Genomic DNA, 19591 nt, shown 5'->3' with positions numbered 1-19591 from the left:
CGGCGCATACGTACGCGAACCACTAGAAGATCATGAGGACCGCGATGGGCAGCAATGCGAACTCACACCCGCCACAGGCGCAGGAGGTCGTCGACCGGATCACCAAGCTGCAGCCGTGGCTTCGCGACCAGCAGCCGGTGGCCGAGCAGCAGCGGCGCATCCCCCAGGAGAACATCGAGCGCCTCGACGCGGCCGGCGTCTTCAGCCTGACCACACCGAAACGCCATGGCGGCGCGGATTTCACCACGCGGGAGCTGCACCACATCTACCGCGCTCTCGGGGCGGGATGCGGGGCGACCTCGTGGGTCGTGTGGGCGGCAGCGGGAGGAAACCTGTGGAGCTTCTCCTTCGCCGATGACGTCGTCGCACCGGTGTACGAGTCGCCCTGGGCCGGGAACCGCACGTTCGCGGTGGGCGGCACGAGCAGGCGGATGTCGGGAACCGCGCGGCGGGTCGACGGCGGCTGGATGGTCGAGGGGAAGTGGCCGTTCGCGACCGGCAGCGTCCACGCTTCCCACGGCTATCTCGCCGTCTACTACGACGCGACCGACGACACCAAAGTCGGCATGGTCCTCGTCCCGAAGGACTCACTCGTCGCCAAGGATGACTGGGAAGCAATGGGGCTCGCCGCCACAGGCAGCCAGACCATGGCGACCGAAGGTGAACTCTTCGTACCCGATGAGCGGTTCAGCACGCCCTCCCTGCTCGCGTCGCGGATCGAGGAGCTCACCGCGCAGGGGCTCGGACCGCGGCGAGGAGGGCTCGCCCGTTCGCTCGTGACCGGCACGGGAACCGCGCTGGGCATGGCCGACCAGGCGATGGAGGTCTTCCTCGGCGGGCTCGGGAAGCGAACCATCCCGTACTCGCCGTACGCGAACCAGGCCCAGGCCCCCATCACCCATCTCGCTGTCGGCCGGGCACACAGCCAGATCCGCGCCGCAGGTCTGGTGGCCGACGCCGCGGTCGCCGCCCTGGACGAGTGCGAACGCCGGGGAGTGGACCCCACCGAGCGTGAGGTACTCCAGTTCCACACCGACGTCGCCTACGTCTGGGACGCATGCAGCTCCGCGGTCGAGACGTTCTTCCATTCCTCCGGGGCGTCCGCGATCACCAAACGGCAACCGCTTCAGCTGATCGCCAGGAACTGCCGTGCCGGCAGCCTTCACGCGGCTCACACCATCGACACGTGGCTGGAGAACATCGGCCGCGCGCTGTGCGGGGCCGACTCCGCGCCGACGTTCACGAGCGTGCTCGAACGCCGCTCGTAGGGATCGGATCCGGAAGGCGTTGAAAATGCGTACACACGATGATGCTCCCGAGCGCGGCGGTGAAGGACCTGCCCCCCTGCTCCACCGGTCGGCAACAGCACGCGAAACGGTCCGTGCGGCCATCGTCGAGACTCCGGGTGCCGAACCGCGCATGGGTTCGGTCGCCTGCGGACCTCGCGGGGTGGGCGAGACCTCGGTGGCCGTGGTCGCGGCGCCGTTGAACCCGCTCGACCTCCTCATCGCCTCGGGCACGTTCCACTCGGCACGCCACGAGGAGCCGTATGTCCCGGGGAGCGAGTGCACGGGGGTCGTGCTCGAGTCCGACCGCTTCGCGCCCGGCACCTGGGTCTATGCCGAGTGCCACGCGTCCCCGGCCACTCCCGGAAGCTTCGCCTCCAAGGTGCACGTATCCGACGAGGACGTAATGCCGCTCCCCGACGGGCTCGATCCCGTACTGGCGGCGGCCGTCGGGAACTCGGGGACCGCGGCGTTCATACCGCTGCTCGAAACGGCCGGCCTCCGTCCGGGGGAGACCGTGCTGATCCTCGGAGCCACCGGTGTGGTCGGGCGGCTCGCGGTACAGGTGGCGCACCGCAGTGGGGCCGGCCGAGTGGTCGGCGTGGCCCGTGACCCGGCAGCGCCGGCGTCGCTGCGGGCCCTGGGCGCTGATGCCGTCGTGGAGCTGCGCCCCGGCGAAGATTCCGAGGGCTTGGCGGCCCGTTTGTCGGCGGCGGCCGGGCCGGTGGACGTCGTTCTCGACGGCGTGTACGGGCCTCCCCTGGAGGCGGCGCTGCTTGCGTGCGCGCCGCGGGCGCGCGTGGTCAACATCGGCAATCCGGCCGGCGCGACCGCGCGGGTGCCGGCGGGGCTGCTGCGCGGGAAGCAGCTCACCCTGTCCGGCTTCGCCGGGCTGCACACCCCTCTGCGGGACAAGCGGGCAGCGCTCACCTGGCTTTGGTCCGCTCTGGCCCGCGATGAATTGCAGGTCGACGTACGCGCCTTCGCACTCGATGAACTTCCCGCGGCATGGCGGGATCAGGCGGCATCGCCGCACGCCAAGTGCGTCGTCCTGCCCGCAGGAGTACACCCCACCGAGGCCGGCACCACCCTGACACCACCGGAGCGCTCGAACGTGAACCTTCCTCTCGAACCGCCTGTTGCGGTGCGGACCGGCACGCTGACCGGACCTGACACCGACAGCCACACGGCGGAGGAGCCGGAAGCGTGACGACCTCATCGACATCCCATCCGACCGCGCACCTCAGGAGAGCCGTGGACTGCGTCATCATCGGTGGCGGACCTGTCGGCCTGCTGACCGCCGTCCTGCTCGGCCAGGCCGGCCTGCGGGTGTCGGTGGTGGAGCGCTGGCCGCAGCGGTACCCGCTGCCACGAGCCTGCACCATCGATCATGAAGCGCTCAGGATCCTCCAGGCCGCCGGGCTCATGCGCGACCACGCAGACCTCTTCGAACCCTCCCAGGGTGAGCGCGGCGGGTACGAGTTCCGCAACGGCGAGGGCGAGCTCCTGCAGGCGATCGACTGGAACAGGCCCGCCGAGTCGGGCTGGGCCAACACCAACGGCTTCTACCAGCCCGACCTCGAATCGGCACTGGAGAGCCTGGCCACCGCTACGCCGGGGGTGACCGTTCACCGCGGCTGGACCTTCCTGGCACTGGCGCACGAACACGGGCACGAGGGGGTATCGGTCCGGGTGTCCCGCACGGAGCAGCCGGGCGAGGTCGAGCTCCTCCGGGCGCGGTGGCTCATCGGCGCCGATGGTGCGAACAGCGCCGTGCGGTCGCAGCTCGGCATAGAGGTCGAAGATTCGGGATTTCAGGCTGACTGGCTGGTGGTGGACTACCGGCCGAAGGTGGAGGAGAGCTGGAGCGCCTTCGTCACCCAGTACTGCGACCCGGCGCAGCCGGCCACCGCGGTCAACAGCGGACCGGGACGGCGCCGATTCGAGTTCATGCGCCGCGCGGACATGACCGTCGACGCACTCGATCGAGCCGACACAGCCTGGCGGCTCATGGAGCCCTGGGGTGTGACCCCGGAGACAGCCCAGTTGGAGCGCCACGCCGTCTACACGTTCCGCGGGCGTTGGGCGCGTACCTGGCGCAGCCGAAATGTCTTCCTCGCGGGTGATGCGGCCCATCTCATGCCCCCGTTTCTCGGTCAGGGGCTCTGCGCGGGCCTGCGCGATGCACGGGCCCTCAGCTGGCGTCTGGCGATGACGCACCAGGGCCTGGCGACTCCCTCCGTGCTCGACACGTACGGTCCGGAACGCAGTGGCCACGTCCGGGAGATCATCGACGCGGCGGTGGCCGCCGGACGTGTCATCTGCGAGCTCGACCCCATCAAGGCAGCAGCCCGCGATGCCGAGATGAGGAGGCGGTTTCGCGACCCGCTCGCCGACACCCGCCAGCCTCCGCACCCTCGGCTGGGTGAACCGTCGTTGACGATGGCTCGCACCGGTTCGGAGGGCCGGCTGGCGCCACAGGGGCGGGTCAGGTCCGGGGGAAGAGAGGGGCTCTTCGACGATGTGGTCGGACAGGGCTGGCAGCTGATCAGTCGGGCAGCGAATCCTGCCGAGTGCCTGGGCGGGACGGACATGACCTGGTTCCGGCAGATCGGTGGCGTGGTCGCCGACCTGTCGATGCGGGGTTCCGTCGAGGATCTTGACGGCGTCTACGCGCGGTGGTTCGACGAGCATGCGTGTGACGCGCTCCTCGCGCGTCCGGACTTCTACGTGTTCGCGGCCGGCGAGCACGGGGAGATCCCTGCTTTTGTGTCCCACCTACGCCGGACGCTTCAGCCCGCTGTGGGGCGGCCCCACCGGCGTCGCTCCCCCGCCACATGAGGGTGGGAACCAGCGAGCTGGTCACCGGCCACAGAAATCTGAGACGGCGGACGGCGCTCCTGGTAAGCATCACATCGCACAGCGGCCGCAGCGGCAGCGCGATTCCGCGGAGGCGGCGGGGCAGGGCAGCAGCGGTCACCCGCATGCCGTAGAGCGCTCCGGAGCCGCCGGCTCGGCGTCGACGGTCCGACGGCAGCGCAACAGATCCTGATCAAACCGACGAAGAAGGGCCTGACGACATGGCGGGGACGCGACATTCACACCACAACGGTGAGCTTCCCGAGGCGCATCTGCCGCGACCGGGCGGTTCGTTCGACGCGACCGCGGTCACCTTCGCGGCGATGGGGCTGTTCGACGGCCTGACCGCCGAACAACGCACGAAGGTGCTGCTGCCCTTCACGGATCCTGGCCGGACACACTGGAACTTCCTGCCCGAGTCCGGCCGCCACGGCCTTGCTCTCGGGGAACTCGACCGCCAACAGGAGGTACTGGCGCACCGGCTCATCGCCGAGTCGATGTCGATTCCGGCGTACGCACGCGTGGTCCAGGTGATGACGAACGAGCATGTGCTCCGCGAGCTCAATCTCCCCGTGTTCGGTCACGTCGCCGCGACACTTCGTGATGCCCGCGGCTACTTCCTCACCTTCTTCGGTCAGCCGCAACCGGACACCACCTGGGGATGGCGCCTCGTCGGACACCACCTGTCGATCAGCCTTACGGTCGTCGACGGCGACCTGATCAACGCCACTCCGTTCCTGATCGGCGCCGAGCCCGCCCGCTTCGGCCCGTTCCGAATCCTCGGAGAGGAGGAGGACGCCGGTTTCGTCCTGCTGGACGGCCTCACCGGCTCGCAGCGGGAAGAAGCGGTCATCCACTCCAAGCCACCGGCGGACTTCGTCACCCGCACCGTGGAGACCATCGGTGATATCGAGTATCCCGCTTACCACGGGGTCGGCCGTCGCGACGCGATGATCACCGATGTCGACCGGAAGGCGCTCGCATATTTCCGCGCTCATCCTCGCGGTGTCCGCGTCGGCGACCTCTCGACAGCCCAGCGCACGCACTTCGACGACCTGCTCGCCCTGTTCGTCGAGCGCGCCCGCCCCGGCCTGGTCGGCTTCGAGATGGACCGCATCGCAGCCGCCGGCGGCATCGAGGAGTTGCGCTTCGCCTGGGCCGGCGGCACGTCCATCGACCAGCCCCACTACTTCCGCATTCAGGGGCCCATCACCCTGATTGAGTTCGACAACGCCGAGGACAACGCCAATCACGTGCACAGCGTCTGGCGCGACCCCTCCAACGATTTCGGCAAGGACCTACTCATGCAGCACCACCTTGCACACGACCACACGGGCTCGCCCGGGGACACCGTCGACCGGTGAGACCGCAACTGAGCAGCTACCGGTCGGCGAATCGACCGGGGGCCGTCAGCGGGGTGGTTGGCAACAGACGGTTCCCAGGTCGAATCCACATACCTGGGGAGCAGAAAGGGATACAGATGAAAATCATAGGCGTCAAACGACTCCACGACAGCTGCGGGGTGGAGGTCGCAGCGCTGGTCGAGGACCAGAAGCAAGTCACCGTCATCGCCTCACTGGCAGATTTCTGGGCCGACCCGACGGGGCATCTGGCACAAGCGCCCAGCGGGCCGACACTCGCTCTCAGCGCTGTCGAACTGGTCCCCCCTGTACTGCCTGACGCACGCGTCTTCTGTATCGGACTCAACTATTCGGACCACGCCGCGGAGGGCAGCTTCCGGGACCAGGAGCTCCCTCCCTATCCCACCCTCTTCGCGCGATGGACCCAGTCCCTGACGGTGGATGGGGCCGAGGTCCCGGTGCCCTCCAACGAGGAGGGACTCGACTGGGAGGGCGAGGTTGCCGCCTGGGTCGGTACACCCCTCGTCGATGCCTCCCCCGAAGAAGCCGTCCAAGCGGTCATCGGCTACTCCACATTCAACGATCTGACCGCTCGCAAGGCTCAGAAGCTGACCTCCCAGTGGTCCTTGGGGAAGAACGGCGACCGGTCCGGACCCATCGGCCCGCTGGTTCCGGCCGCAGAGGTCGGCGACCTGAAGGACGGCTTGCGGTTGCGGACACGCGTCAACGGGGAGACCGTCCAGGATGCCAGCACCGATCAGATGATCTACGGGGTCGGGGAAACGCTGTCGCTGATCTCTCACACGTTGTCCCTGCGCCCCGGCGATCTCCTCGCCACCGGCACACCGTCAGGCGTGGGCTACGCCCGCAGGCCTCCGCAATTGCTGCAGCCAGGGGACACGGTGGAGGTCGAGGTCGAAGGCCTGGGCATACTGCGCAACGTCGTGGTCGGCAACCACTGCCGGTCGGAGAACTAACGAGGTCGAGGAGAAGGGCACGTGGCGGTGTGCGGGGAGAGGTTCGCTTCGTCGGCGCAGTGCCGGCCGAAGGTGGAGGAATCGGGCTGTTCGTCACGGCAGGATCTCCTCGAAGGAAGGGAGTGAGGTGGCAGGCTGGTGGGCGACCGTGCGGTGTCACAGAGTCCGGCTGCGCTCGCCGGACAGGAACAGGGCGGTGTGCCTGCCGAGCCAGCAGCGTTCCTGCTCGGCCCACCCGTTTTGAAGGGCCTGGACCTGTTCCTCGGTGAAGCCGCGTTGCCATGGCCTCTCGTCCGGCTGGGCTCCGCGCTCGGGCCAGACGCGGACGAGGACGTACAACTGCCCGCCGGGCCGCAGCCAACGTCGTGTGTCGACCATGAAGCGCTGGTAATCGATGAACGGCAGGACGTTGCGGCAGACGATGAGATCCAACGAGGCGGGCTGCAGCTGGGGCGGGATCGCGTCCGCGTCGACATCGTGGACGCCGTAACGCAGCCGGCCTTCGGTGCCTTGCCTTCGAGCGGTCTGGATCGCCGCCGGCGAGAAGTCCAGGCCCAGCACGTCGTACCCCCAGTGAACGAGCTGCCTGCTGAAGCGGCCGATGCCGCAACCGACGTCGAGCACGGACGACCCGGCGGACGGGGTGATGTGCTGGATGAATCGGTCGGCCTCGGAGGCGGTCATGAGGCGGTCTACGGCACGGCCCTCGCGGTACCAGGTATCCCACTGGGTGGAGCTGAGGTGGTCCACTGCCGTCGTCATGCCGCGTCCTGAGGGTCTCCGGGAGCTGGGCGACGCCGAGCTCCCGGGGGTAGACAGGCAGGAGAGGCGGTGGAAGCGAAGGAGGTCGAAGCCGCCACCCCGAATCTCGCCGGCGGAGACGGCGACGTGGTCCAGCCCGGCCTCGCTGGGCGGTTCCGGGGCAGCGGCCCGGAAGGCGAGCAGGGCCTCGCCCTGCTCGCGGCGCGGTAGGACTCGCAGCGCCCTGTCGGTGTGTCCCTCGAACGTCATGCTGGTCCCCCTGATCAGACGTAGTGGTAGGTGATGGCAAGCACGGCGAACACGGTGGCGATGAGGAAGACCTGGACACTGATCTGTCTCCAGCCCCATCCCTTGGAGTCCATCCAGCGCATCGGACGCCTTCAAGCCGGCGCCGTGGGCTCCTCGGGGATCACGAGGTGTACGAACGCCTGGTACCGCTCGCCCAACTCCTTGATGACGTGTTGGTATTCGTCGTCGTCGGAGCTGATGTTGTGCCGGTCGAGGACGATCACGCCGTCCGCGAAGCCACCTCGGATCAGTCGCTCTGCCTCGCCCCAGCCAGGGCGCTTCCAAGGCGGCGTGTAGACGCCCCGGCTGCTTCGCGAGCCTGGGAAGTACGTCGTGGCCACAGGAACCGCCACGTCATGGAGCCGTGCCCCTATCGCGTATCCACGCTGCTCAGCCTCGGCCTGGAGGGTGTTCCAGTCCTCGTCCGGGCTCGCTCCCCGCCCCAGAACCAAGCTGTATGCCAGCACACGGAGTTGCCGATCGTCGGCGCGTCGCTCATGCCTTTCGGTGGCCTCGCGACGGAACTGCTGACGGAGCCGACGAAGTTGCCCGCTACGCGACGGGCGTTCCAGCGTGGAGGGTCCGCGGTGCCGCCTCTGCGCCCGAGCGTTGTCGGTGTCCGTCCAGTCGCTGGCCGCCCGCATCAGGCTGAATCGGTGCCCGGGGGTAGTGATTACGCTGTCCAGGCTTCTCGTTCTCTTCATGGTCGCCTTCCCCCAGATCGGGCTCAGCCCTTGCAGGAGTCACCCGACGGTCGCAGTGAAGCGTTCGAACCGGCAGGTCGCTACGTCGGCACTGACGTGAATCAGGGCCGAGGCAGGGGCCGTTCGGATACCGTGTGATCAGCTCGTACCAACGATGAAAGCGGTCCGAGACCTCGGTGGGGAGGCGCTGGATGGAGCCCCGCGCGCTGGCTCCTCAGGCCCCATCGAATACCAGCCGGTTCCTCTGACGTCAGTCACAGGGCGAACGAAGATTCACGGCGGAGGAGGAAGCGTGGGGCAGCAGCCGAACGAACTGACTCCGGAGGCCGGCCCATGGCATCACTGGGGTTACGAGCTACGCCAGTTCCGCGAGGCCCGTCGGCTGTCGCAGCAGGCTGTCGCTCGGAAGGCGCTGATCGACCGCGCACATCTCGGACGCTTCGAACGTGCTGAGCGTCCTGTCCCGAGGCACGCAGCCATCGTCCTCGACGACGTCCTCGATACCGCTGGCGCATTGGTTCGTCGCTGGGACAGTGCGGAGCACGAGGCTCCGCAGGACGGCTCTGTCCCTGTGTCCAGAGCCGAGACAGCAACTCATGGGGCCAATACACGGAGTCATGGGGCCAGCGGCCTGGAGGCCCTGGCCGTGAGCACGTTGGGGGAGGCAGGCTCGCTGGGAGACGACACGGTCGTCGTCCCCGCCCGAATCCACGGAAGGATTCTCTTCGTGCCCGTGCCTCGCCGTGTTGTTCTCGCCTCCGGGCTCGCCGGCCTGGCTGCGGCAGCCATCCCGGCCGCGACGCCGGCGGCCGCCACTGAACTCGCCGACATGGGGTCTCCCTTCGAACACTTCGCGCAGCTCCGCCGGGTGATGATCCAGACCGACAACCTCATCGGTCCCCGGCACATGCAGCCCGCGCTGCAACAGCACCTCGTCTCCCTCGCCACAAGACGCCGAGCCGCCCGTGGCACCGACGCCATCGAGCTCCTCGCCCTGGAGACCCGATACGAAGAGCTGGCGGGCTGGTTCGCCCAGGACATCGGCGACGAACGCACCGCCCACGGTCACACCGCGAAAGCACTCGACGCGTCCCACATCATTGGCGACACCGATCTCACCGCGTACATCCTCGGCCGTAAGGCACAGCTCGCTGTCGACACCGGCCATCCTGCCGACGCCCTCGGCCTCGCCGCCGCTGCCCGGCGCACGTCCCGGCCCGGAAGCCGTCTCGAAGTCATCGCCGTTCTGCACAAGGCTCATGCGCATGCCGTACTCGGTGAAGGTGTTGAAGCCCACCGGGCTTACGACACCGCACTCACCCTTCTCGGCCGGGCCGGCGCGGAAGGCGTCTGGGGTTCCTGGCTCGATACGGCGTACATCAGTACTGCCCGTGCACGCTCCCTCGCTGCACTCGGCGACTACGAGCAGGCCGCAGCCGGCTTTGACAGCGCCATCGCAGTGCTTCCACCCTCATACCGCCGGGACCGCGGCGTCTACCTCGCTCGTGCCGCCCGCGCCCACGCGGGCACAGGCAACGTGACCCTGGCTGCCCGAATCGGTGGGCAGGCCGTCGGGATCGCCGCCGAGACCGGATCCGCGCGTATCTTCGTTCAGCTTGACCGGCTCGACCAAGCGCCGGCCCCCGCAGCCGGCGAGGACGGCGTCGCCGAGTTCCGAGCCTCGCTCGACCGCATCGTCCTGCATCCCGCCTGACCCATCCGTGCACACCTCTGGAGATAGCGTGTCTCGCCCGTACGTCCTGCTGTCCGCAGCTGTATCGATCGACGGCCACCTCGACACCCGCCAGGGTGAGGACCGGCTCATGCTCTCCAACAAGGAGGACTTTGAGCGGGTCGACTCCGTGCGAGCCAGGTCGACGCCATTCTCGTCGGCGCCGGAACACTCCGCGCTGACAACCCCCGCCTCCTCGTCAACTCAGCAGAACGCAGAGCGTCCCGGGTCGCCGCCGGTCAGCCGGAGTACCCGCTGAAGGTCACCATCACAGGAACGGGAGACCTCGACCCCGGCTGGAAGTTCTGGCACTACGGCGGGGACAAACTCGTCCTGGCCGTCGGCGACGCGGCCACCACGAAGGCGCGCGCGAACCTCGGCGACCTGGCCACCGTTCAGAACGTCCCTGCCGAGCCCGTGTGGCCGGCCGCGCTCGACATCCTCGGTGACACATTCGCCGTCAAGCGGCTCGTGGTCGAAGGCGGCGGCACCATCCACACACAACTCCTCGAAGCAGCGCTCGCCGACGAACTCCAGCTCGTCATCGCCCCGCTCCTCGTCGGCCAGACGGATGCGGTACGAATGCTCGGCCCAGCGAGCTACCCCGGCGGCCCCGCCGCCCGCCTCCGACTTCTGGAGACCCGCCAGATCGGCGACGTGGTACTCCTGAAGTACGCCCCCAAGGACACCTCGACGGAGCCCCGATGAGTACCACCCCTTCAGCTGGCGCCCCCGGCGCCGGTCGCAAGCCCAATGCCGCAGACCGGCACTGGCTCGGCCTCGCCTGCGAGTTGGCCGCCCTCTGCCCGCCCTCCGAGACCGCCTTCAGCGTCGGGGCGGTCATCGTCGCGGCCGACGGGACCGAACTCGCCCGCGGCTACTCCCGCGAGAACCATCCCCACGACCACGCCGAGGAAGGTGCCCTCGCCAAGATCTCCGCCAAGGACGCCCAACTCGCCACTGCCACGATCTACAGCTCCCTGGAGCCCTGCGCCAAGCGAGCATCCCGCCCACGTCCCTGCGCCCAGCTCATCCTGGACACTGGTCTACGCCGAGTCGTTACCGCCTGGAGCGAGCCCGACACCTTCGTCGCCGGAGCCGAAGGTACCGAGATCCTCGAAGGCGCGGGCGTCACGGTCGTGACGCTACCTGAGTACGAAACCGCAGCGCAGGCACCCAACCAGCACCTGAACTGACATCGGGTAGCGCCATGTGGGGCCAGCGCCCCACTTTCTACAGATGGGCCCTGCGGCCCCGTTCGTCAGCGTGCCGTGACACCTTGGGTTGCAGGGTTGTCGGTTGGGATGGGTGCCCGGTGCGCTCTCGCCGTAGTAGGAGCCCGTTCATCAACTTGGCCGAGACTGAGGCCGATCCGCTATGCAGCGCCTGGAGAAGAGGAACACGGGGGCTCCGGCCTCACGGCTGCGCCTACTTCGACAAGGTGAGGATTTCGGCTCCCTCGTCGGTGATGGCGATCGTGTGCTCACTGTGTGCTGTCCGGCAGCCTGTCGCACTTCGGAGCGTCCACCCGTCGGCATCGGTGACGAGTTCAGCAGTGTCCGTCATGACCCACGGCTCCAGTGCCAGCAGCAGCCCAGGGCGCAGGGTGTATCCACGACCGCGGCGTCCGGTATTCGCCACGTGCGGGTCCTGGTGCATCGTCGATCCGATGCCATGGCCTCCGAACTGGGTGTTGATCGGGTACCCCGCCTCACCGAGGACCGTGCCGATGGCATGGGAGATGTCGCCGATGCGGGCCCCGGGCCCGGCGACGGCGATCCCTGCGGCCAGCGCGCGTTCGGTTGCGTTGATCATCGCGACGCTCTCCGGGGGCTTTGCATTGCCCACGACGAAGCTGATGGCAGCGTCTGCGGCGATCCCGCGCCGGGAGACGGCGAGGTCGAGTGTCAGCAGATCGCCGTCGGCAAGCGCGTAGTCGTACGGCAGTCCGTGGAGCACGGCGTCGTTGACGGACGTGCAGATGTAGTGACCGAACGGGCCGCGCCCGAAGGACGGCGCGTAGTCGACGTAGCAGGACTGTGCTCCGGCCTCGACGATCATGGCCTGGGCCCACCGGTCGATGTCCAGAAGGTTCGTGCCGATCGCGCTGCGGCTCTTCAGCGTCTGCAGGATGTCAGCGACCAGTGCGCCGGAGTCTTTCGCTCGGGCCAGGAGGGTGGGATTCAGGATCTCGATCATGCGGCGACCTTCTCACGAAACCAATAACTATACCGGCCATACTATACCGGTATGAGAATTGGATCCCTCACCTCTGGTCACCCTGCACGTGAGCGGTTGACCTTATAGGTCCCCGTCCCGCAGCAGCATTGGAGGCGCCGGGAGGAGAGGCCGGCAAGATCGATCGACAAGCGAGACAGCCTGGCGTGGCTCTCGGTCAACGCCCCCGGACAGTACCGCTGGACAGCCTTCAGCTGAGTGAAGCGGAGGCGGTTGCCGAACGGGTCGCGGAAGCCGCAGTCGATCCCGTAGTCGCGCTCGGGAAGGGTGACGTCCCCGTGGAGAGCGCGAAGATCAACAGGACCGGGCGGCCCCACGGACGCAGGCCTGCCCGGCGCCGTGGGCGCCGGGCAGGTCTTCTCCGTCAAGCGGTCGGGCTCAGTGCGAGCGTCGCTTCTGCGACCCGTGCGCCGCAGCCTTCAGCCGACGCTGCACCAGGATCAGCGCACCACACGCAGCCGCGATCGCTGCGGCGATGCCGAGCGGGAGCAGCATCGGCGCCCCGGTGTCCGGCATCTTGCCGCCGGGGTGGCCGTGGTTGGTGGACGTCGGTGCGGGCCACGTAGCTGTGCGCGTCGGCCTGGGAGTGGGGCTGTGGGTGTGGGTAGGGCTGTCGGTAGGCCTGGGACCGTGAGTGTGGGTAGGGCTGTCGGTAGGCCTGGGACCGTGAGTGTGGGTAGGGGTCGGCGTGGGGGTCGGCGTGGTGACCTGAATGGTCGCCTCGTCGGGCGGAGACTTCACGGCGCCGCCGTTGCCCGTCGCGACCGCGTGGTTCTCCACACTCCCCCGCTCCACGTCGTCCTCGTCCACCACATAGGTGCCCGTGCAGGTGGTGCTGTCACCCGGCGCCCCCTGCTCGGCCAGCGTGGTGGACTCACAGGTGACATCGTCGAGGCGGTCGTCATGGATCAAAAGATCCTCGACCGGGCTGTCGGTGACATTGCTGACCACGTAGCCGTACTCCACCTCGTCCCCGAGTTCGTACGGCTGCGAGTCGTCCACCTGTTTGTCGAGGGCCAGACCGACCTCGCCACCCAGGGGCAGATTCACGCTCGACGGCGGGGAGGCGATCGTCTCGTCACCGCTCCTGCCGGATGCTTCCGCGGTGTTGGAGATGTAGCCGCGGCCGGCATCGCGTCCGGTGACGGTGTAGGACGCCATGCAGGTCATCGACGCACCGAGGGCCAAGTTGGTGGAGGGACAGGTCACCGGTCCGACGGTGGGGTCGTCGACGGTGACGTCGGTGAGATCGGTTTCCCCCGAGTTCGTCACCACGAACTCGTACGGCACCCTCGTCCCCGGCACGATCACCTCGGGCAGCGGTTCGGCGAGGCTGACCTGCTTCACGAGGTTGAGGTCCGGCAGGGGGTTCAGCGAGTGGGCGGAGAGCGTACGGAGGAGGTGTACGTCGGTGAAACCGCCCGTCGAGGCGCCGAAGCCGAACTTGTACGTGGCGGGGACCGGCTGCGGCGCGGCCGTCTCCAGGACCTGCTGGGTGCCGTTCCCGTCATGGAAGTCGACCAGCACCGTCAGCACCGGGTCGGGAGCCGGGGTCACGCGCACCGTCACGGTACGGCGGGACGCCTCCAGGATCTGCTGCGCCTGCTCGGGCGTCGTCCCCGCGGGGAGGTCCGCCGCGGTGGTCGGCCCCTGCAGCTTGCCGGGCAGCGTGGAGGGCCAGGGGCCCGACGTCGTCAGGTTGTTCGTGGTGGCGGCCAGGAAGCAGTAGCCCTCGATGCCGTCGCCCGGCCCCCGCACCGTGACCATGTTGCTCCCCGGTCCCGGTACCCGGAATCCCGTGCCGGCGGGGGAACGCCGCGTGCAGCCGTTGCCACGGTGCTCCCAGTCACCGAAGTAGTTCCCCAGAACGTCCAGGCCGACGCCCAGATATCCATGGTCGACGCCCGGCACGAAATCCATGCTCGGGTCGTCGTTCGGCAGCTTCTGCGCGTAGCCGAGGCTCCCGCCGAACGCCCCGGGCGCGGAGAGATCGGATGCCCCGTCCACCAGGAAGAACGAGACGCCGTCCGCCGGGTTCGCGACCGGCGTCCCCCCGTACTGCCATTGGTCGAAGGAGACTTCCAGCCCTTCGTTGGTGGGCAGCGCCTTGTTGTGGATCACTGCCGAGGACCTGTCGTTGCCCGCGTCCGTCAGCTGGAGGTAGCCGTAGGGCGCCGCGTTGCGGGGCGGCACGGGGCCCACCGCCGTATCGGAGCAACCGCCCAGCGGATGCGCCGTGTTCCCGGTGGGCGGCTGCTCGGGCGCGGCCCCAGTCAGGCAGGCCGGCCCCACCGCTGTGAAGTCGCCGTCTGCCGTCGCCCCGGTGAACGATTCGTCCACCAGTGTGGGCGACACGGCCGCGACACTGCTGCCCGTGGCCGGCATCGCACCGGGCACCAGCGCGGCCGCCATGATCACTGCTGTCAGCGCCATGGCTCCGGTCAACGGCGCCATGCGGCGCCGACAACCCGACACAGATTGATTTCGTAGCATAAATATGGACATTACGAATGGATTCGGGCGAGGCGGTGCGCCACGCCCGACGACGGCCTCAGCCGCAGCAATCGGCCGAACCGCACCCGGCCACCCTCTCTCCGTCCCCCACGTGACCGACCACCCCCACTCCATTCGAACTCCCGCAACAATGAACCCGTGATCACTTCGCCGACACGGAGCCCGAACCGACGCGCCGAGCACGTCCCGACGCCGTACGTCGACCTCTCCCGAGCGGAGTGGAGCGCCCTGCGCGACAAGACGCCGCTGCCACTGACCGCCGACGAGGCGGAGCGGCTGCACGGGCTCGGGGACGTCATCGACCTCGACGAGGTGCGGGACGTCTATCTGCCGCTCTCATGCTGATCACCGGGGCGAGCGGGGGCGTCGGCCACTACGTCACCGAGCTGGCGGCGTCCTCGGGCGCGGCGGTGACAGCGGTCAGCTCGACGACTGCTGGATCTGGATGCGGCGGACATCGTCACGTCACCGGCCGACGCAGTATTTACTGAGCCGAGTTGAGCCGAGCTGAGCCGAGTTGAGTTGAGAAGCCGTATCTCAACCGGTCATGGAGCGTGCGGGTCGAACAGAGTTCCTGATGGGGTGATCTTCCGGCTGTACGCGCATGAAGGCAGGGCCTCTTGGTAGCGGTTCCAGGAGGCCCTGTTGTCACATGTGTACGCGGTTGCACCTGTCGACTTCAACTCGCCCGTCGTGTCGTGCGATTGCCTCGCGCACGTGTACGGCAATGCGGTCGATCATCCCGACCGTCAGCGCCGGTATCCGTCGGACATGACGGACGCGGAGTGGGCGGCCGTCCGCCCGTTGCTGCCCACGCCGGCCTGGCTGGAGGGCCGGGGCGGGCAGCCCGAGGGCTACTGCCACCGTCAGATGCTGGACGCGATCCGCTACCTGGTCGCGGGCGGGATTTCCTGGCGGTCGATGCCCACAGATTTCCCCTGCTGGCCGCGGGTCTATGCCTTCTTCCGCCGCTGGCGCGGGAACGGGCTGGTCAAAGAGTTCCACGACCGGCTGCGCGGGAAGGTGCGGGAGCGTGAGGGACGCGAGGCAGAGCCGACAGCGGGGATCATCGACGCGCAGTCGGTGAAGGCCGCGGCTACGACGGCGGCAAGCAGATCAACGGGAGGAAACGGAAGCGGGCAGCGATTCCGTCTCCGCCTCGGTCACGACGGTGGCCTCGGCAGCGGACACGGCCAGGGCCTCGACGAGCTCCTCCCGCGCGATCACCCGCCGGTCCAGCTCGATCTCGGCCGTCTCCAGCACCGCAGCCGCCCGGGCCGCCGCCTCCCGCAGATCCTCGACTCGCTCGCGAGCAGCCGTTTCCCGTGTCTCCAGCAATCCCAGAATCGACGCCACCGCACACCCCTCACCGATCAAGCGGCACAGAACGTCGAAACACTCCCTCGCTCCGACCGAAACCATGCCTGATCAGCGAGAATCAAACGATCACGTTCGGTTGAGATACGGCTTCTAACACCTCACGGCCGGAACCTGCTCACGCTCGCCGGTTCCATGACGGCGTACAGGCCCTGACCTGTACGAGCGAACGCTGGCACGGAGTTCACTGGGCAGAACGGCTTTTCCTTTGCCGTTGCAGGCTCGCCTGGTCGGCGCTCGGCAGCGGTGGACCCCTGTACCTCATCGCCAGGTGGCATGTCCCACGTATGGCCTTTCTAGCTGCAATATCCTGATCAGGAGGTAGTTTCAGGAGCAGCGCAGGATCAACTCCCCACGAGCCGACACATCGAGGGGCAGCTGTTCGAGCCGTGAACAACGACCCGGCCACCTGCTACCTCACCGCTCACTGCAGCTGCCTCAGGGCGTGCTCGCATTACCCATGGGATAGCAGCACCTGAGCTTTACTGTCGGCGTAGACCTCAGTTCTGACCACACAAGTCGGTGGTCGAACTGAGTGGACGTCACCCATGTTCGACCCTGGATCACGAGGGACTCGAACGGGTGGACTCCATCATTCTCTGGCTGCTGGCCGCCTCCGGCGTGCTGAGCATCTTCCTATTCGTCGCCCGGGGACTGCTCGACCAGCTGCCAGAAATCATCATCGCTTGGCGCAAGGTCCAGCGGATGTACCAGAACGCTGCCCGGAACGTCGACGATACGACGGACCCTGACGCATGAGGTGGCCTGGGGGGAATGAAACTGCGCCATCTTGAAGCAGCTGTTCAGGGTACTGGTGTGACGCCAGGCCGGGGTGTTCGCGCTGGTCGCGGGCGGCAGTCTGGGTGTAGGCCGTTGTGCAGGGGTGGGATTGCGGATTCCTGTCCGTCGCCGCAGGTGCCGCTCCGCACTCCGGCCCATGATGGAGCCCCCGGTGCTGCAGCGGATCGCCGCGCGGCATACGAAGCTGGACGGGCTTGAAGATCAGTCGGCCCGGCCGCACCCACGACATCACCGCCGCCCGCCGCGACCGCCTGCCGGCCCACCTGCGCGCTGCTGGCCTCGGTGTCCTGGCGGACCTGCTTCCTCGGCCTGGACGACGATCCGGACCACAACGCCGCCAATCGTCGACCGAACCGCTCACCCGCGGGCGCCCCGGATCCCCGATCGCCTCAACCAGCAGCCGAATCGACCTGACACCCAATCAGAAAAGTCAGCATCCGTCCTGGCACACAAGGTCAGACGCGGGCACAGATGGGAACGCGTCCGTCGAAGGGCCATCCTCTGAGGCACTCTCAGCCGCTTCCAGACCTCTCCCACCCACAGCAACGACGCAGGCATGATCGGGCACGCCTCGAAACCCAACACCCCGCAAGAACCCGCAGCTCAGCGCACACGTCCACGCGGCTTCAGGGGCACACCGGGCAGCGCCGGAGCCGGGAGCGGCGCACCGTCATAGCCACGCACGGCGCCGAACCGATCGCCGTTCATCCAGTCCTCACGGGCCTGCGTGATGTCGGCCTGGGACCGCCCCACGAAGTTCCACCACATGACGATCTCCTCCTCGAACGGCTCACCCCCCACAAGCATCAGGCCGGCGTCCGACTCGGCGCGCAGCGGGAGTTCCGTGCGGCCGCAGCCGAGATAGAGCATCGAGCCCGGCAGGACAGGTACGCCATCGACCTCGGCCTCACCGGACATCGACAGCACTGCGTACTCGAAGTCCGGTTCGAGCGGGAGCCGGGCCTCGGCGCCGCGGCTCAGGGACAGGTCGGCGCCGACGATCGGGGTATACGCGGTGCCGGGCGACGCCGCGCCGTCGAGGTCACCGAGGATGACCGTGGCGGTGAGCCCGGGGGCGGTGACCTCGGGCAGGTCGGAGTGGTGCTGGAAGTGCGGCTCGACATCGCGGTGGGCGTCCGGGAGCGCGACCCAGAGCTGGGCGCCGTGCAGCAGCGCGGAGTGTGATCTGGGGCTCTCCTCGGAGTGACTGATCGCCCGGCCGGAAGTCATCAGGCCGAGTTCGCGCGGGCGGATCGTCGCCAGGCTGCCCAGGCTGTCGCGGTGCAGGACCTCGCCCTCGTGCAGCCAGCTGACCGTCTGCAGGCCCATGTGGGGGTGGGGCGGCACCTGCATCCCCGGCTCGTCGGTGATGTCGTCGGGGCCGTAGTGATCGACGAAGGCCCATGCGCCGACCATGCGGCGGCCCAGGTTGGGCAGCAGCCTGCGCACTTCGGTGGACTCCCCGAGCTTCACCCGGCGCGGAGTGAGGAGTTCACGTACCGGTTCGGCCACGACGAAGCCGCGCCCTCCGCAGACGGAGAGTGCGGCCTGGCGATCGAGATTGCTCATGGCGTCCAACCTATTCCCGTGCGGCTCCGGCCGGGCGGCACCCACGCCGAATAGTTAGTGGAATGTTCAACCATATCTTGGTGTTGTGGCGAGGGAACGCGTACGGGACCGGCCCGGCTGCGAGCCTTGACCGAGGAGGACAAGTGAGCGACACCTACTACGAGTTCGGTACCGCCGCCGAGCGGTGGGAGCGGGCACAGTTCTTCTTCGAGTCCAAGGAGTACATGGTCGCGTCCCGGATCCTGGGCGGGCTCGTGGCGGAGGTGCCGGAGCAGGTGGCTCCGCGGCTGCTGCTGGCCAGGTCCTACTACCACTCGGCGCGGCTCGTCCGGGCCGAGACGGAGCTGCGGGCGGTGCTGGAGCTCGACCCCGTCGAGTCCTACGCGCGGCTGATGCTCGGCCGCACGCTGGAGCGGCAGGGGCGCCGGCCGGAGGCCGCCACCCACCTGCGGGTCGCGGCCGCGCTGTCCGGCGACTTCCCGAGGACCGGTGAACGGCGCGGCAGAGGCGGTCCGGCGCGCCGATATCCGAGTGCGGGCCACCCGTATCGCGTGATAGTCCACTGAGCCATGAGCGACCTCGCCACTCCCCGCCTGCTCCTCCGTCCGATGACCGCCTCCGACGCCGAACACGTGGTGGCCGGACGCCCCCCGGACGGTGTCCGCTGGGCAGCCGGCTATCCCTCCCCGGGCGAGCGGGCGGCGGCCACCCGCTTCCTCGGCACCTGCGCGGACACCGGGGATCCGAGCCCGTTCGGCTCCTACGAGATACGGCTTCGCGAGGGCGGGCAGCCGGTGATCGGCGGGCTCGGTTTCCACGCGGCGCCCGACGAGGACGGGCACGTCACGATCGGGTACGGGCTCGTACCGTCCGTCCGGGGCAAGGGGTACGCCTCCGAGGCGCTCCGCGCGCTGCTGCGGTTCACCCGTGACCGGGGCATCGTCTGCGTACACGGGGACACTGACCTCGACAACATCGCGTCCCAGCGCGTGATGGTCGCCGCCGGCATGCGTCTCGCGAAGGAGGACGCGCTCCTCAAGCACTACCGGCTGGACTGGGACAGGTCTGCCGGGCCGGAGTAGGTCGGGGCCGCGACCTAGGACCGGGACAGACGGCAGAACCC

15 protein-coding genes and 6 pseudogenes are annotated in these 19591 nt (G+C 68.4%); 14 read left to right on the top strand and 7 right to left on the bottom strand.

The genetic code is table 11. The features are described from left to right. Positions 1-44: 44 nt before the first annotated feature. The 5 genes from ACFVW8_RS28895 to ACFVW8_RS28875 all read left to right on the top strand — a co-directional run bounded on the left by ACFVW8_RS28895 (position 45) and on the right by ACFVW8_RS28875 (position 6483). Entirely contained in the window at positions 45-1268 is a 1224-nt protein-coding gene (locus tag ACFVW8_RS28895) for an acyl-CoA dehydrogenase family protein (protein ID WP_389695041.1), read from the top strand. Between the two features lie 25 nt (positions 1269-1293). Next, entirely contained in the window at positions 1294-2496 is a 1203-nt protein-coding gene (locus ACFVW8_RS28890; RefSeq protein WP_389695039.1) for a zinc-binding alcohol dehydrogenase family protein, read from the top strand. Next, the gene (locus ACFVW8_RS28885) at positions 2493-4127 is read left to right on the top strand and encodes a bifunctional 3-(3-hydroxy-phenyl)propionate/3-hydroxycinnamic acid hydroxylase (RefSeq protein ID WP_389695037.1); all 1635 of its coding nucleotides are present in this window, start codon (positions 2493-2495) and stop codon (positions 4125-4127) included. Before ACFVW8_RS28890 ends, ACFVW8_RS28885 begins: the two co-directional genes overlap by 4 nt. 239 nt (positions 4128-4366) lie before the next feature. Beyond that, a complete protein-coding gene (locus ACFVW8_RS28880) occupies positions 4367-5509 on the top strand; it encodes a DUF3500 domain-containing protein (RefSeq protein WP_389695035.1) in 1143 nt (380 codons plus the stop codon). Between the two features lie 116 nt (positions 5510-5625). Continuing rightward, positions 5626-6483 carry a fumarylacetoacetate hydrolase family protein gene (locus tag ACFVW8_RS28875; protein WP_389695033.1) on the top strand — a complete coding sequence of 286 codons (858 nt, stop codon included), beginning with the start codon at positions 5626-5628 and terminating at the stop codon, positions 6481-6483. A 156-nt stretch (positions 6484-6639) separates the two neighbouring features. Here the strand turns inward: ACFVW8_RS28875 and ACFVW8_RS28870 are convergent, their stop codons facing one another. Continuing rightward, on the bottom strand, positions 6640-7245 hold the full coding sequence (locus tag ACFVW8_RS28870) for a class I SAM-dependent methyltransferase (RefSeq protein WP_389695031.1): 606 nt from the start codon (positions 7243-7245) through the stop codon (positions 6640-6642). Positions 7246-7314: 69 nt separating this feature from the next. Here ACFVW8_RS28870 and ACFVW8_RS28865 point away from each other — a divergent pair, with 69 nt between their 5' ends. Next, entirely contained in the window at positions 7315-7455 is a 141-nt protein-coding gene (locus tag ACFVW8_RS28865; protein ID WP_389695029.1) for a hypothetical protein, read from the top strand. A 170-nt stretch (positions 7456-7625) separates the two neighbouring features. Here the strand turns inward: ACFVW8_RS28865 and ACFVW8_RS28860 are convergent, their stop codons facing one another. Then, positions 7626-8237 (bottom strand): hypothetical protein, encoded by a 612-nt coding sequence (locus tag ACFVW8_RS28860; RefSeq protein WP_389695027.1) that lies wholly within the window; start codon positions 8235-8237, stop codon positions 7626-7628. A 154-nt stretch (positions 8238-8391) separates the two neighbouring features. Between ACFVW8_RS28860 and ACFVW8_RS28855 the strand changes: the two are divergent. From ACFVW8_RS28855 to ACFVW8_RS28845, 3 genes and pseudogenes are all read left to right on the top strand, one after another. Then, positions 8392-8754: pseudogene (locus tag ACFVW8_RS28855) on the top strand (helix-turn-helix domain-containing protein); the annotation flags it as partial. A 129-nt stretch (positions 8755-8883) separates the two neighbouring features. Further along, the gene (locus ACFVW8_RS28850; protein ID WP_389695059.1) at positions 8884-9951 is read left to right on the top strand and encodes a DNA-binding protein; all 1068 of its coding nucleotides are present in this window, start codon (positions 8884-8886) and stop codon (positions 9949-9951) included. 28 nt (positions 9952-9979) lie between these two features. Next, a pseudogene (locus ACFVW8_RS28845) lies at positions 9980-11165 on the top strand (dihydrofolate reductase family protein). A gap of 232 nt (positions 11166-11397) precedes the next feature. Here the strand turns inward: ACFVW8_RS28845 and map are convergent. From map to ACFVW8_RS28830, 3 genes and pseudogenes are all read right to left on the bottom strand, one after another. Then, positions 11398-12168, bottom strand: a complete 771-nt coding sequence (map, locus tag ACFVW8_RS28840) for a type I methionyl aminopeptidase (RefSeq protein WP_389695025.1) — start codon at positions 12166-12168, stop codon at positions 11398-11400. Positions 12169-12395: 227 nt separating this feature from the next. Continuing rightward, a pseudogene (locus ACFVW8_RS28835) lies at positions 12396-12467 on the bottom strand (VOC family protein); the annotation flags it as partial. A 118-nt stretch (positions 12468-12585) separates the two neighbouring features. Beyond that, positions 12586-14640, bottom strand: a complete 2055-nt coding sequence (locus tag ACFVW8_RS28830; RefSeq protein ID WP_389695023.1) for a hypothetical protein — start codon at positions 14638-14640, stop codon at positions 12586-12588. A 219-nt stretch (positions 14641-14859) separates the two neighbouring features. Here ACFVW8_RS28830 and ACFVW8_RS28825 point away from each other — a divergent pair. Beyond that, positions 14860-15060, top strand: a pseudogene (locus tag ACFVW8_RS28825) (type I pantothenate kinase); the annotation flags it as partial. A 432-nt stretch (positions 15061-15492) separates the two neighbouring features. Then, positions 15493-15666 (top strand): annotated as a pseudogene (locus tag ACFVW8_RS28820) (transposase); the annotation flags it as partial. A gap of 171 nt (positions 15667-15837) precedes the next feature. Here the strand turns inward: ACFVW8_RS28820 and ACFVW8_RS28815 are convergent. Next, positions 15838-16077 carry a hypothetical protein gene (locus ACFVW8_RS28815; protein WP_389695057.1) on the bottom strand — a complete coding sequence of 80 codons (240 nt, stop codon included), beginning with the start codon at positions 16075-16077 and terminating at the stop codon, positions 15838-15840. 603 nt (positions 16078-16680) lie between these two features. Between ACFVW8_RS28815 and ACFVW8_RS28810 the strand changes: the two genes are divergently transcribed. Continuing rightward, positions 16681-16857, top strand: coding sequence for a hypothetical protein (locus tag ACFVW8_RS28810; RefSeq protein WP_389695021.1), 177 nt, complete (start codon positions 16681-16683; stop codon positions 16855-16857). 645 nt (positions 16858-17502) lie between these two features. Here ACFVW8_RS28810 and ACFVW8_RS28805 read toward each other — a convergent pair. Next, on the bottom strand, positions 17503-18468 hold the full coding sequence (locus tag ACFVW8_RS28805) for a pirin family protein (RefSeq protein ID WP_389695019.1): 966 nt from the start codon (positions 18466-18468) through the stop codon (positions 17503-17505). 143 nt (positions 18469-18611) lie between these two features. Between ACFVW8_RS28805 and ACFVW8_RS28800 the strand changes: the two are divergent. After that, positions 18612-18947 (top strand): annotated as a pseudogene (locus ACFVW8_RS28800) (tetratricopeptide repeat protein); the annotation flags it as partial. Between the two features lie 90 nt (positions 18948-19037). Next, positions 19038-19550 carry a GNAT family N-acetyltransferase gene (locus ACFVW8_RS28795; protein WP_389695017.1) on the top strand — a complete coding sequence of 171 codons (513 nt, stop codon included), beginning with the start codon at positions 19038-19040 and terminating at the stop codon, positions 19548-19550. The last annotated feature ends 41 nt before the right edge of the window (positions 19551-19591 follow it).

The organism is Streptomyces sp. NPDC058221 (assembly GCF_042882365.1).
Taxonomy (GTDB): domain Bacteria; phylum Actinomycetota; class Actinomycetes; order Streptomycetales; family Streptomycetaceae; genus Streptomyces.
This window is presented reverse-complemented; position numbering and strand designations above follow the sequence as displayed.

Bases quoted from the DNA above. Each gene is read 5' to 3' on its own strand.
- map (WP_389695025.1), bottom strand. From the start codon at position 12,168: ATGATCGAGATCCTGAATCCCACCCTCCTGGCCCGAGCGAAAGACTCC.
- ACFVW8_RS28880 (WP_389695035.1), top strand. From the start codon at position 4,367: ATGGCGGGGACGCGACATTCACACCACAACGGTGAGCTTCCCGAGGCG.
- ACFVW8_RS28830 (WP_389695023.1), bottom strand. From the start codon at position 14,640: ATGGCGCTGACAGCAGTGATCATGGCGGCCGCGCTGGTGCCCGGTGCG.
- ACFVW8_RS28875 (WP_389695033.1), top strand. From the start codon at position 5,626: ATGAAAATCATAGGCGTCAAACGACTCCACGACAGCTGCGGGGTGGAG.
- ACFVW8_RS28895 (WP_389695041.1), top strand. From the start codon at position 45: ATGGGCAGCAATGCGAACTCACACCCGCCACAGGCGCAGGAGGTCGTC.
- ACFVW8_RS28870 (WP_389695031.1), bottom strand. From the start codon at position 7,245: ATGACGACGGCAGTGGACCACCTCAGCTCCACCCAGTGGGATACCTGG.
- ACFVW8_RS28890 (WP_389695039.1), top strand. From the start codon at position 1,294: ATGCGTACACACGATGATGCTCCCGAGCGCGGCGGTGAAGGACCTGCC.
- ACFVW8_RS28860 (WP_389695027.1), bottom strand. From the start codon at position 8,237: ATGAAGAGAACGAGAAGCCTGGACAGCGTAATCACTACCCCCGGGCAC.
- ACFVW8_RS28805 (WP_389695019.1), bottom strand. From the start codon at position 18,468: ATGAGCAATCTCGATCGCCAGGCCGCACTCTCCGTCTGCGGAGGGCGC.
- ACFVW8_RS28795 (WP_389695017.1), top strand. From the start codon at position 19,038: ATGAGCGACCTCGCCACTCCCCGCCTGCTCCTCCGTCCGATGACCGCC.